The sequence below is a fragment of the Streptomyces pacificus genome, assembly GCF_011766325.1.
GTDB classification, from domain to species: Bacteria; Actinomycetota; Actinomycetes; order Streptomycetales; family Streptomycetaceae; genus Streptomyces; species Streptomyces pacificus.
In genome coordinates this window covers 351289-364672 of record NZ_BLLG01000001.1, presented here as the reverse complement: position 1 = coordinate 364672, position 13384 = coordinate 351289, and the positions used below count along the sequence as shown (strand labels likewise).

Here is a 13384-nt window from a genome sequence, read left to right as displayed (position 1 = left end):
ATTATCAGGGATTTTTCAGGCAATTCCCGGCCTGTTTACGGGCTCAGGCATCAATTTCGAAACAAATGACGTGTCCCGCCCCCGAGTCCGCGGGGGCGGGACACGAACATTCAACCACCGGCCATGGATTGTTCAGCTCTCCGTCGAAGCCGACACGGTCGGCGGGCTCTGCTGCTCCGCGGCGGCGGTCTTCTTGGCAGCCGTCTTCTTCGTGGCCGCCTTCTTGACCGTCGCCTTCTTGGCCGCGGTGGTCTTCGTGGCCGCCGTCTTCTTCGTGGCTGCCTTCTTCGCCGTGGCCTTCTTGGCCGCGGTCGTCTTCGTGGCCGCCGTCTTCTTCGTTGCCGCCTTCTTCGCCGTGGCCTTCTTGGCGGTCTTACGGGCCGTCTTCTTGGCCGGGGCCTCCACCTGGTCCTCAGCGGCCTCCTCGGAGGGTGCCGGGGCGGCCTCCGCCTCGGACTCCTGGGGGGCGGCGACCACGACGACCGCCGCGGCGTCCTCCGCGCCGGACGGCGAGCCCGCCGGGGCGGTGACCTTGCGGGTCACCCGGCGACGGGCCCGCGGCGGAGCGGCGGCAGGGAGCTGCTCGACCGCGGCCTCCGGGGTCGCGGCAGCGGGCGCCCCGACCGGGACCTCAGCGGTCTCGGTCACCGCCTCCGCGGTCCGGGCCGTCTCCGCGGTCTCGGTCACGATCTCGGCCGACTCGCTGCCCTTGGGGGAACCGGCCGGAGCCGACGCCTTGCGGGTGGCCCGGCGGCGGGTACGGCCCGTGGCGACCGGCTCCTCAACCGCGACGGGCACGGCCACCGGTTCGGCGGCCGCCTCGGCGGTCTCCGCAGCCGGCACCTGCTCCGCCTGCTCGGCCCCGACCGGCGCTGCCGGCTCGGCCTGCCTCGGCGCACCGGCGGCGGCCGTCGCCTTGCGGGAGGCCCGGCGGCGGCCTCGGCGGGAGGCGGCGGCCTCGGCCTCGGCGGCGCTGCTGTAGAGCTCCTCGTCGGGGGCGAAGGCCGGCTCCGGCAGCGCCGCAGGCGCCGCCACCTCGGCCTCGACCTCGGCCTCCTCGATCCCGCTGGACGGGGTCTCGGCGCCGGGCGCCCCGACAGCCACCTCGTGCTCGTGTACGTGCTCGGCACCGCCGCGGCCGCGCTTCCTGCGCTTGCCGCCACCGCCACCGCCGGCGGCCGTCGGCTGCTCCATGTGCACGATCACACCGCGGCCGTTGCAGTGGACACAGGTCTCGGAGAAGGACTCCAGCAGCCCCTGGCCCACCCGCTTGCGGGTCATCTGCACCAGGCCCAGCGAGGTCACCTCGGCCACCTGGTGCTTTGTGCGGTCCCGGCCCAGGCACTCCAGCAGGCGCCGCAGCACCAGGTCGCGGTTGGACTCCAGGACCATGTCGATGAAGTCGATGACGACGATGCCGCCGAGGTCCCGCAGCCGCAGCTGTCGCACGATCTCCTCGGCCGCCTCCAGGTTGTTCCTGGTGACGGTCTCCTCGAGGTTGCCGCCCTGGCCGGTGAACTTGCCGGTGTTGACGTCGACCACGACCATCGCCTCGGTCTTGTCGATCACCAGCGAACCGCCGGAGGGCAGCCAGACCTTGCGGTCCAGCGCCTTCATCAGCTGCTCGTCGATCCGGTGCACGGCAAACACGTCGGTCTCGCTGGTCCAGCGCTGCAACCGGTCCGCCAGGTCCGGCGCGACGTGCGACACATAGCCGTGGACGGTCCCCCACGCCTCGTCGCCGCTCACGATGACCTTGGAGAAGTCCTCGTTGAAGATGTCGCGGACGACGCGGACGGTCATGTCCGGCTCACCGTAGAGCAGCGTCGGGGCGTTGCCGTTCTTCGCCTTCTTGCGGATCTCCTCCCACTGGGCCTGCAGCCGCTCGACGTCACGGCGCAGCTCGTCCTCGCTGGCACCCTCCGCGGCGGTGCGCACGATGACGCCCGCGTCCTCGGGGACGATCTTCTTCAGGATCGTCTTCAGCCGGGCCCGCTCGGTGTCGGGGAGCTTGCGGCTGATGCCCGTCATCGAGCCTTCGGGCACATACACCAGGTACCGGCCGGGCAGGGACACCTGGCTGGTGAGCCGGGCACCCTTGTGGCCGATCGGGTCCTTGGTGACCTGCACCAGGACCGACTGGCCCGACTTCAGCGCGGACTCGATACGGCGCGGGCCGTTGGAGAGGCCGAGCGCCTCGAAGTTCACCTCGCCCGCGTACAGGACCGCGTTGCGGCCCTTGCCGATGTCGACGAAGGCGGCCTCCATCGACGGCAGGACGTTCTGCACCTTGCCCAGGTAGACATTGCCGACGTACGACGTCGACTGCTCCTTGTTGACATAGTGCTCGACCAGCACGTTGTCCTCGAGGACGCCGATCTGGGTGCGGTCGCCGTGCTGCCGTACGACCATCACGCGCTCGACGGCCTCGCGGCGCGCCAGGAACTCCGCCTCGGTGATGATCGGCACCCGGCGGCGGCCCTGCTCGCGGCCCTCGCGACGGCGCTGCTTCTTCGCCTCAAGGCGGGTGGAGCCCTTGATCGACTGGACCTCGTCGGACGGCTCCGCCTTGGGACGGGGCTCCCGGACCTTGACGACCGTACGCTCCGGCTCGTCGGCACCGGGCTCGGGCCCGTCGCCGTCACCGCTGCGACGGCGACGGCGGCGGCGACGGCGGCTGCTGCTGGTCCCCGCCACGGACGGGGTGGTGGCCTCCTGGTCCTCCTGGTCCTCTTGGTCCTCCTCGTCGCCCTCGGGCTCCGGCTCCTCCTCGGCCCGGGCCTCGTCCTCGGGTTCCTCGTCGGTCCCGGCGTCCCCCGCGTCGGCCGGCTCGCCACGGCGGCGGCGGCGGCCACCGCGGCGGCGACGGCGGGACGGGCGGCCCTCGTAGTCGTCGGAGTCGTCGGGGTCTCCGGTGTCCCCGGCGGCCTCGGGCTCCGGCTCGTCGGACTCCACCTCGGCCTCGTCGGCCGGCTCGCTCTCCACGGCCTCCACGGCCGGCGCGGACTCACCGCGACGGCGCCGACGGCGGCGCTGGGCGCCCGTGGCGGCCGGGATCTCGATCTCCACCGCCTCCTCGTCCCCGTCCCCCTCCCCGGCTGCCGCTGCTGCGGCGGCCGCAGCAGCGGTCTCCGGGGTCTGGAACACCGGCTCGGTGAAGACGGGGGCTTGGAACACCGCCACCGCGGGCCTTCCGGCACGGCGTCCGCGGGCGGACGGCCCGGGCCTTCCGCCGCGCTCCCCCCGCGCGGTCGCGGTCCCTCCCCCGCGCGCCTCGCTCTCCGCGCGCTCTTCATCGGCACGCTCGTCCTGATCGGCGCGTCCGTCCCGCGCGGGCGTGACGGCGGCGCGCTCGGCAGCGGCCCGGCGGCGCGTGCGGCCCCGTGTGGCGGCCTTCTCCGCCGCCTCGACCTCGGCCTCGTCGGCTGCGATACGCGCGACGGTGTCCGCGGGAAGGCTCTCACCCGTCGCGGACTCGTCCTCCCCGGCGGCCTCGGGCGCGGCCGCGGGAGCGACGGCCCGGCGCGTGGCACGACGACGCGTACGCACACGCGGCGCCTCCTCCGCCACCTCACCGGCGGCCGACGCCTCGACGGCAACCGGCTCGGCGGCCCCGGCAACGGCCCCGGCGGACTCACCGCCCTCCTCAGCCGCCCCGGCGGCCTGCGGCGCGCCCGCGGGGGCGGTCGCCCGGCGGCGGGTACGGCGCACGGGCTCCTCGGCGGGCCCGGTTTCCGCGGCGGTCTCGCTCACGGCACCTTCCTCGATGTCTTCGTCGGCGGCGACGGCCCCGGCCGCATGCGCCGCAGCAGGCGGGGTCGCGGGCGCTCCGGCGGAAGCGGGCTCCGTCACGGCCTCGATGGGATCCGGCGAACCGGCAGGCGCGGCCACCTTGCGCGTCGCACGACGGCGAGCACGCGGCGCGGACGCCTCCACGGCGCCCCCGGCCGCCGCGTCCTCCGCGGACGGTATGGCGGCCGAGCCGGTCGCCGTCACATCGGCGACGGTCTCCACCTGCGCGGAACCCGCCGGCGGGCCCGCCGGACGCGACGCGGCGCGGCGACGGCGGCGCGGGGGCAGCGTGTCGCTCGGAGTGGAGCTGTCGTTCTCTTCGGTGTCCCCGGTCGTACCGGGGTCCTTCGGTTCGAGCATGCGGGCGGTTCTCCCGTCACGCTCCCGGGCGCCGAGCCTCGATCCGGTCCGGTGGCGCGTCCCGCGTGTTGAGTGCGGGGCCTCCGTCCGGGGCGCGGGCGCCGCACGGGAGCTGTATGTCTGGCTCGCCGGTTCCGTACGCTCGGTACGCACGGCCTGGCGAAAGTCTTCTGGTCAATGCGCTGCCCGACCCAGGTGGCTCCCGAGTACGAGGGCGGCGCTACAACGACTGCCCCTACGCGGAACCGGTACCCGCGGGCACCGTCGCGGCGGCTTCGGCGGCCCCTGAGCGATCTGCCGGGGCCACCGTGAATGCCTCGCGGTCGGGCGCGAGCGGGTCGGTCACCGTGCCGGACTCCTCGTCGAAGAGCCCCTGCGCCAGCCTGGTCACCGCTGCGGGGACCGGCGGCGCCAGGTCGGCCACAGCTCGAAGACCGGACAGGACGTCGTCGGGTCGCACGGCAGGTGTCACGTGCCGAACAACCAGCCGCAGTATCGCACAGGGCTCCTCTTCAGGCCTATCAGGCTGTGGGCAACTCGTTTTCAGGTCGACCACCGCACCACGGCTGTCGAAGGTCCGCATCCCGTTCTTGGTCCTGCGCCGGACCTCGACGGTGTCCGCAGCGACGAACACGGCGACCGCCCTCCTCGCCTCCTCCACCGGGACACCGTCCAGCCGCAGCTCCCACACGGACGCCGTCAGCCGGTCGGCCAGCCCGGACGTGCGGGCCTCGACGGCGTCGACGATGTCGAGCCCCTCGGGCAGCGACTCGTCGAGGAGCGCACGCAGCCCTGCCGGGTCACGGTGGTCGGTCAGTGCGATCTCGACGTACTCGGCCTCGGAGCCCGTACCCGTGGGGGCGGCGTTGGCGTACGACACCTTCGGGTGCGGGGTGAAGCCCGCCGAGTACGCCATCGGTACCTCGGCGCGGCGCAGCGCGCGCTCGAAGGCGCGCTGGAAGTCACGGTGGCTGGTGAACCGGAGGCGGCCTCGCTTGGTGTAGCGCAGTCGGATGCGCTGCACCGCGGGTGCGGGCGGTGGGCCTTCGGGCTGTCGCTTGCCCAGTGGTTCCTCTCCTCGGTGCGGGGCGTACGCCTTCCTGCGCCGCCCTTGCCGGCCTTCGCCCCCTGTGCGCGGCCCGCCCGGTTCACCCCAGTGGTACGGGGAGAACGCGGGCCCGGGCGCCGCGCCGGGGCAGTCGGTGTGTGTTGCTCACCACCCAGGTTACGCGCCCGGACGGCCGCGGGTTCCCCGCCCCGGGCCTCAGGCGGCCGCTCAGCCGGTACATGCCAGACGCCCCGCGTGCCCAGGCCCGTCAGCCGCTGCCCCCGGAGCGCACCGGGACCGGCGGCCGAGCACCCATGGGCGATTGCGCGCGAGCGAGTGGACGCAAAGCCAGATCCGGGTACCGGCCGCGGACGGATCCGGGGAGCGGCCATGCCACGGCCTGCCGCATCGCTCCCGGCAGGCCCCGGCTGCGCCTGCCCGGACGCCTCCCGTCGGCCACACCCACCGGACCGCCGAGACGACGCGCGGATCCTGCCGGGAGCGGGGAGCGGGGAGCGGGGAGCGGGGAGCGGGGAGCGGGGAGCGGGGAGCGGGGAGCGGGGAGCGGCGTGCGCCGCGCGGGGCGGGGAGCCTGCACACGCTGCTTGGTCCCCAGTCCCCGAGAGCATCTCGGTACGCACCGCCGCGCTCGTGCCCCCGAGCGTCTCGGCCGCCGGCGGACGGCCTCACCGGCGGCCGCGGCTACTTCTTGACCGTGAGCGGGAGCAGCTTCTTACCCGTCGGGCCCGTCTGCGGCCATGTGTCGAACTGCGGACACACACCGCAGTCGAAGCACGGAGTCCAGCGGCAGTCCTCGACCTCCGTCTCGTCCAGCGCGTCCTGCCAGTCCTCCCAGAGCCAGTCCTTGTCGAGACCGGAGTCCAGGTGGTCCCAGGGCAGGACCTCCTCGTAGCCGCGCTCGCGGGTGGTGTACCAGCCGACGTCCACGCCGAACCCGGGGAGCGTCTTCTCCGCGCACTCCATCCAGCGCTCGTAGGAGAAGTGCTCGCGCCAGCCGTCGAAGCGGCCGCCGTCCTCGTAGACGGCGCGGATGACGGCGCCGACCCGGCGGTCGCCGCGGGAGAGCAGGCCCTCCACGATGCCGGGCTTGCCGTCGTGGTAGCGGAACCCGATGGAGCGGCCGTACTTCCTGTCACCGCGGATCTTGTCGCGGAGCTTCTCGAGACGGGCGTCGGTCTCCTCGGCGGAGAGCTGCGGCGCCCACTGGAAGGGCGTGTGCGGCTTGGGTACGAAGCCGCCGATGGAGACCGTGCACCGGATGTCGGGGGAGCCGGAGACCTCGCGGCCCTTGGCGATGACGTTGACCGCCATGTCGCCGATCTGCAGCACGTCCTCGTCGGTCTCGGTGGGCAGGCCGCACATGAAGTAGAGCTTCACCTGGCGCCAGCCGTTGCCGTAGGCGGTGGCGACGGTGCGGATCAGGTCCTCCTCCGACACCATCTTGTTGATGACTTTGCGCATCCGCTCGGAGCCGCCCTCGGGGGCGAACGTGAGGCCCGAGCGGCGGCCGTTGCGGGTCAGCTCGTTGGCCAGGTCGACGTTGAAGGCGTCGACTCGGGTCGAGGGGAGGGACAGGCCGATCTTGTCCTCCTCGTACCGGTCGGCGAGGCCCTTGGCGATGTCGCCGATCTCGCTGTGGTCGGCGGAGGACAGCGAGAGCAGGCCGACCTCCTCGAAACCGGTGGCCTTGAGGCCCTTGTCGACCATCTCGCCGATGCCGGTGATGCTCCGCTCCCGGACGGGTCGCGTGATCATGCCGGCCTGGCAGAAGCGGCAGCCGCGGGTGCAGCCCCGGAAGATCTCGACGGACATCCGCTCGTGGACGGTCTCGGCGAGCGGGACGAGCGGCTGCTTGGGGTAGGGCCACTCGTCGAGGTCCATGACGGTGTGCTTGGACACCCGCCACGGCACGCCCGACCGGTTGGGCACCACGCGGCCGATGCGGCCGTCGGGGAGGTACTCGACGTCGTAGAAGCCGGGGACGTACACCTCGCCCGTCCTGGCCAGGCGGAACAGCAGCTCCTCGCGGCCTCCGGGGCGGCCCTCGGCCTTCCAGGCGCGGACGAGGTCGGTGATCTGCAGGACGGCCTGCTCCCCGTCACCGATCACCGCGGCGTCGATGAAGTCCGCGATCGGCTCGGGGTTGAAGGCCGCGTGGCCGCCGGCGAGGACGATCGGGTCGTCGGCCGTGCGGTCACCGGCCTCAAGCGGGATGCCGGCGAGGTCGAGGGCCGTGAGCATGTTGGTGTAGCCGAGCTCGGTGGAGAAGCTCAGGCCGAGGACGTCGAAGGCCCTCACCGGGCGGTGGCTGTCGACGGTGAACTGCGGGACGCCGTGCTCCCGCATCAGCTCCTCGAGGTCCGGCCAGACACTGTAGGTCCGCTCGGCGAGGACGCCCTCCCGCTCGTTGAGCACCTCGTAGAGGATCATGACGCCCTGGTTGGGGAGCCCGACCTCGTAGGCGTCCGGGTACATCAGCGCCCAGCGCACGTCGCAGCTCTCCCACGGCTTGACCGTGGAGTTCAGCTCACCACCGACGTACTGGATGGGCTTCTGCACATGCGGGAGCAGAGCTTCGAGCTGTGGGAAGACCGACTCGGCAGACATCAGGAACCTTCGTGGGCGGGCAGAGGAGGACTCTCAAGCGTAACCCGATCGTGAGGAGGTCCCGGCCGCCCGGGGCGCAGTCAACCCTTGAGCCCGGTGCGGTACTCGGGCCGGGAGGCCTCCGCCCAGACACCGGGCAGCTCACGCTCCCGGTCGGCGGCCGTGGCCTGCTCGCACCCGAACAGCAGTCCCCAGGTGAAAGCGGACTCCCCGGCGGCATGGGCCTGGACCGCGAGGTCGCGGAGGGTCTGGCGAGCGACGACGCTGTCCTGGTGGTCGCCGAGGACGGTCTGGACGGCCTTCATCCGCTTGGCGAGCTTCCCGGCGGACTTGCCGAGGGCGGGGGTGGCGGCCTCGGCCGCGTACCGGGCGCGCTTGGCGGCCTTGCGTGCGTCGTGCATGGCCGTGTCGCGGTCGTGGCCCGCGGGGAGGCCGAGGGCGTGTGCGACGCGGGCGGCGAGCCGGTCGTAGTCCTTGAGCACGGCCTTGGGCAGGGCGGCAGCGGGCTTCGCGGTGGCGGCGGGAAGCAGCGGCGGCTCGTCGAGGAGGGTGTCGAGGGTGTCGAGGAGGGCGAGGTAGCGCCCGTTGTCGAGCACCGCGACGGAGCGCCGGCGCGCGCCGGCGCGGTGGGCGGTGGCCCAGATCCGGAGCCGGCCGCGGACGGGACCGAGCCGGAGCCGGCCCGGCAGGGCGTCCAGGCGGGCGCGCAGCCGCTCGGACATCACTTCCTGGTCGCGGGCCGCGCCCAGTTCGCCCGCCAGCCATTTCAGCTCGTCGCCGATCGGGCCGGTGGCCTTCGGATCGACGACCTTCCGGAAGGTCCTGAAGGCGCTGCGCATACGGCGGGTGGCGACCCGCATCTGGTGGACCGCGTCGGGGAGGTCGCGGCGTACGGCGGGGTCGAGGGCGACCAGGGCGTCACGCTGCTCTCGCAGATAGGCGAGGACGTATTCGCCTGCGTGCGCGGGCTCCAGCCGGGTTCCCCGGTGACGGACGCTCTTGGCCGCCTCGGGAGCCTTGGGAGCGCGTCCGGCGCCGTCGGGCGCGAAGGCGTCGGCGTGCCGGGAGGAACCCCGCTCATCGGTCGGTACGGGAGCGGAGGGCGTGCGGTCCTCCCCGGCGGAGGCGGTGCGGCCCCCGGTGGTGGCCGCCTGCCCGGCCGGGGCCGCGGCGGCGGCTGCCGTGGCCGCGGTGCCGCTGGTCGCGGCCGGGCCCGGTTCGGTCTCGGCGAGGGCCCTGGAGAGCTTGGAGGGGGAACCTGCGGGTGTGATGCCGGCCTTGCGGAAGCGCTTCTCGACACGGTCCAGCAGGACGGGGTCGGCGCCGTCGGCGAGTTCGACCTCGATCTCGGTCCACCCCGCCGTCCCGTTGCCGTCTCCCAGGCGCTCGGCGTGCACGGTGTCGCGGGAGAGCTCGGCCAGCAGCCGGCCGTGCTCGTCGACGAGGTGGTGCATCTCGCGGGAGGTCCGGATACGGACGACGGCGGTGAGGGGTGCGGCCCGGGTGCGGGAGCGGACGAGTCCGGCGAGGGTGCGGGGCACCCCCTCGGCGAGGGGGGCGTGGATCTCCTCGCGGATGCCGGTGGTGACGGGGAACTTCAGGTGCCAGCCCTCGTCGGTGCCGCCGGTGCGGCGGCGCAGCGTGATGCCGTCGGCGGCGAGGCGCAGGCCGGGGGTGTCGTAGTAGTCGGCTTCGAGTTCGCGCACGCCCTTCGCGACGGCGTCCGCGATCCCGGCCGCGCCCGTGAGGTCGGGGATCCCGGTGCCGGGTGTGGCTTCGTACTTCCGCTCGATCTCTCGCTTCGTCTCCGCCATGAACTGAATCTATCCGCCCGGTGTCCTTCTAAGCGGTCGCGGCCCAAGCGGTCGCGGCCGGGTCCTGCGCTGGTCCCTGGCCCCCTCCCGCGCGGGCAGCGCGGGAGGGGGCCGCGATGCGCCGGGCGTGGGTCTCGGCGCACCGGCCCGACCAGCGGCCCGGAGCGGCCCCTCCCACCCGCACGGCCGCACGGGCCCGGCCGGCCGGAACGCCCCGGAACAGCCCGGCGGCAGAGACGCCCCGGCGGCCCGGCGGCCGTGGAGGCCCGGGACATCCCCACGCGCGGCCCGGCAGATCCGCCGCGCCTTCGCATCCGCGCGGGCACCGGCCCGGAACAGGGATGAGCAGCACGGGTCAGGCGGACATCGGTCGCTGCACCTTGATGGACTGCAGCAGTCCGACGGCCACCCAGACGGCGAACATCGACGAGCCGCCGTAGGAGACGAACGGCAGCGGCAGTCCGGCCACGGGCATGATGCCGAGGGTCATCCCGATGTTCTCGAAGGACTGGAAGGCGAACCAGGCGATGATGCCGGCGGCGACGATCGTGCCGTACAGCTCGGTGGTCTCGCGGGCGATCCGGCAGGCACGCCACAGGACGACGCCGAGCAGGACGATGATGAGGCCCGCTCCGACGAAGCCGAGTTCCTCACCGGCGACGGTGAACACGAAGTCGGTCTGCTGTTCGGGGACGAACTGTCCGGTGGTCTGGGAGCCCCGGAACAGCCCGGTACCGAGCAGCCCGCCGGAGCCGATGGCGATGCGTGCCTGGTTGGTGTTGTACCCGACCCCGGCCGGGTCGAGTTCGGGGTTGGCGAACGCGGCGAATCGGTTGATCTGGTACTCGTCGAGCAGGCCGAGCGCGGTGACCAGTACGGCACCGCCGACCCCGGCGCCGATCAGTCCGAAGATCCAGCGGTGGGAGGCGCCTGAGGCGAGCAGCACGCCCAGCACGATCACCACCATCACCATCACCGAGCCGAGGTCCGGCATCAGCATCACGATGATCATGGGGAGGACCGCCAGGCCCAGCGACTTGGCGACGGTGCGGTGGTCGGGATGGAGCTGGTCGCCGGCGTCGACCTGGGTCGCCAGCAGCATCGCCATGCCCAGAATGATCGTGATCTTCACGAACTCGGAGGGCTGGAGGGAGAAGCCGCCGCCGAGCACGATCCATGCGTGGGCGCCGTTGATGGTCGCGCCGAGCGGGGTGAGCACCAGGGCGACCAGCACCAGGGAGACTCCGTACAGCACGGGCACGGCGCCGCGCAGGGTGCGGTGCCCGAGCCAGACGGTGCCGACCATCAGGGCGAGCCCGATGCCGGTGTTGAGCAGGTGACGCAGGAAGAAGTAGTACGGGTCGCCGTCGTTGAGCTCGGTGCGGTTGCGGGTCGCGGACCAGACGAGCAGGGAGCCGAGCAGCGACAGGGTGAGCGCCGAGGTGAGCATCGGCCAGTCGAGCCGGCGCACTATCGAGTCGCGGGCGAGGAGTTTGGCGAGGCTGCCGCGCTCCGGGGCGTACCGCGAGACCGAGAAGCCGTGGGGTCCGGCCATACGTCAGTCCCTCCGTCCGGTGGCCGGGGGCGGGCCGGCCAGGGAGGTGCCCTCCTCGGGCTCGGCCGGCGCATAGGGCGCGATCTTCGGCGCGTCGATGGAACCGTCGGGCTGGACCTTCGGCAGCGTCTTCTGGGGCTGGGGCAGCAGGGCCTTCTTCAGGTCCTGGTTGCCCTCCATGTCCAGTCCGTAGAGCGCGTTGTAGATGTTGCGCACGGCGGGACCGGAGGCACCGGAGCCGGTACCGCCCTGGGAGATCGTCATGACGATGGCGTAGTCCTCGGTGTAGGTGGCGAACCAGGACGTCGTCTGCTTGCCGTGGACCTCGGCCGTGCCGGTCTTGGCGTGCATCGGGATCTTGTCCTGCGGCCAGCCGCCGAACCGCCAGGCGGCGGTGCCGCGGGTGGCGACTCCCGCGAGGGCCTCGTTCATCAGCGTGCGGGTCCTGGCGTCCATCGGCAGCTTGCCGTGGGACTCGGGTTCGATCTCGCGGATGCTCTTGCCGTCGGCGCTGACGACCGCCTTGCCGACGGTCGGGTTCCACAGGGTGCCGCCGTTGGAGATCGCCGCGTAGATGGTCGCCATCTGAATCGGGGTGACCAGCGTGTCGCCCTGGCCGATGGAGTAGTTGACGGAGTCACCGGCGCGCATGAGATTGCCTTCCAGGCAGTTCTCGTACGAGAGCTGCTGGATGTAGTCGCCGCCCTTCTTGCCGATCTTGCACCAGTAGTCCTTGTTGGCCTCCCAGAACTTCTGCTTCCAGCGGCGGTCGGGGACCCGGCCGGTGACCTCGTTGGGCAGGTCGATGCCGGTCTCGGCGCCGAGGCCGAACTGGTGCGCGGTCTTGTAGAACCAGTCCGCCGGGTCGTCCTTCGGCTTGAGGCCGCCGTCCTTCTTCCACTGCTGGTGGGCGAGGGCGTAGTAGACGGTGTCGCAGGAGACCTCGAGAGCCTGGCCGAGGGTGATGCTGCCGTGGCCCTGGGACTCGAAGTTCTTGAAGACCTGGTTGCCGATGGAGTAGGAGCTGGGGCAGGGGTAGCGGCCGTTGAAGTCGTAGCCGGCGTTGACCGCGGCGGTGGTCGGGACGACCTTGAAGATGGAGCCGGGTGCCGCCTGGCCCTGGATGGCGCGGTTCAGCAGCGGGAAGTTGGACTTCTTGCCGGTGAGCCGCGCGTAGTCCGTGGCCGAGATGCCGCCGACCCAGGCGTTCGGGTCGTAGGTGGGCAGCGAGGCCATGGCGACGACGCGGCCGGTCTTGGCCTCCATCACGACGACGGCGCCCGAGTCGGCCTTGTAGTTGGTGCCGGTGTTGTCGTCGAAGACCTTGCGGGCCTCCTTCATCGCGTGGTCGAGCTCCCACTCGGCGACTGCCTGGACGCGGGCGTCGATGGAGGTGACGACGTTGGCGCCGGGCTCGGCCTTGTCGGCCTGGGCCAGGCCGATGACCCGGCCGAGTTTGTCCACCTCGTAGCGGGTGACGCCGGCCTTGCCGCGCAGGTCCTTGTCGTAGGCGCGCTCGAGCCCGGAGCGACCGACCTGGTCGGAGCGCAGGAACGGCGAGTCGGTGTCCTTGGCCTTCTCGATCTCCTCGTCGGTGACGGGCGAGAGGTAGCCGAGGACCTGGGCGGTGTTGGCGTTCCCGGGCGCGGCGTAGCGGCGTACGGCCATCGGCTCGGCGGTGATGCCGGGGAAGTCCTCGGCGCGTTCGCGGATCTGGAGGGCCTGCTGGGTGGTGGCCTCGTCGGTGACCGGGATGGGCTGGTACGGGGAGCCGTTCCAGCAGGGCTGGGGGGTCTTGGCGTCGCAGAGCCGGACCTTGTCCATGACGTCCTTCGGCTTCATGCCGAGGACCTCGGCCAGGCGGGTGAGCACCCCTTTGCCGTCGTCCTTCATCCTCATCAGGTCGGTGCGGGACGCGGAGACGACCAGCCGGGTCTCGTTGTCCGCCAGGGGCACGCCTCTGGCGTCCAGGATCGAGCCGCGCACGGCGGGCTGGACCACCTGCTGGACGTGGTTGCCCTTGGCCTCGTTCGTGTACTCGTCGCCGTTGCGGATCTGGAGGTACCAGAGGCGCCCGCCGAGGGTGGCGAAGAGGGAGAAGACGAGGACCTGGATGACGATGAGCCGGATCTGGACACGCGGGGTCCGTCCCGTCTCGGGAATGTTGCTCACGCTGCCGATACCCCC

Annotated in this window: 6 protein-coding genes; all 6 read right to left on the bottom strand. The window is 72.4% G+C overall.

Going from position 1 to position 13384, the window contains the following annotated elements; all coding sequences use genetic code 11:
• Nucleotides 1-132: 132 nt before the first annotated feature.
• Nucleotides 133-4152 carry an Rne/Rng family ribonuclease gene (locus SCWH03_RS01485; protein ID WP_173260760.1) on the bottom strand — a complete coding sequence of 1340 codons (4020 nt, stop codon included), beginning with the start codon at nt 4150-4152 and terminating at the stop codon, nt 133-135.
• A gap of 235 nt (nt 4153-4387) precedes the next feature.
• Nucleotides 4388-5176 carry a TIGR03936 family radical SAM-associated protein gene (locus SCWH03_RS01480; protein ID WP_173260758.1) on the bottom strand — a complete coding sequence of 263 codons (789 nt, stop codon included), beginning with the start codon at nt 5174-5176 and terminating at the stop codon, nt 4388-4390.
• Nucleotides 5177-5902: 726 nt separating this feature from the next.
• Nucleotides 5903-7828 carry a TIGR03960 family B12-binding radical SAM protein gene (locus SCWH03_RS01475; RefSeq protein WP_173260756.1) on the bottom strand — a complete coding sequence of 642 codons (1926 nt, stop codon included), beginning with the start codon at nt 7826-7828 and terminating at the stop codon, nt 5903-5905.
• An 80-nt stretch (nt 7829-7908) separates the two neighbouring features.
• Nucleotides 7909-9642 carry a CYTH and CHAD domain-containing protein gene (locus SCWH03_RS01470; protein ID WP_173260754.1) on the bottom strand — a complete coding sequence of 578 codons (1734 nt, stop codon included), beginning with the start codon at nt 9640-9642 and terminating at the stop codon, nt 7909-7911.
• 355 nt (nt 9643-9997) lie between these two features.
• Nucleotides 9998-11197 (bottom strand): rod shape-determining protein RodA, encoded by a 1200-nt coding sequence (rodA, locus tag SCWH03_RS01465; protein ID WP_173260752.1) that lies wholly within the window; start codon nt 11195-11197, stop codon nt 9998-10000.
• Between the two features lie 3 nt (nt 11198-11200).
• Nucleotides 11201-13369, bottom strand: coding sequence for a penicillin-binding protein 2 (mrdA, locus tag SCWH03_RS01460; RefSeq protein WP_173260750.1), 2169 nt, complete (start codon nt 13367-13369; stop codon nt 11201-11203).
• Nucleotides 13370-13384: the final 15 nt, after the last annotated feature.

What these genes read in the sequence shown, in the direction of transcription:
- SCWH03_RS01485 (WP_173260760.1), bottom strand. Translation starts at nt 4,152, where the DNA reads ATGCTCGAACCGAAGGACCCCGGTACGACCGGGGACACCGAAGAGAAC.
- SCWH03_RS01475 (WP_173260756.1), bottom strand. Translation starts at nt 7,828, where the DNA reads ATGTCTGCCGAGTCGGTCTTCCCACAGCTCGAAGCTCTGCTCCCGCAT.
- SCWH03_RS01470 (WP_173260754.1), bottom strand. Translation starts at nt 9,642, where the DNA reads ATGGCGGAGACGAAGCGAGAGATCGAGCGGAAGTACGAAGCCACACCC.
- rodA (WP_173260752.1), bottom strand. Translation starts at nt 11,197, where the DNA reads ATGGCCGGACCCCACGGCTTCTCGGTCTCGCGGTACGCCCCGGAGCGC.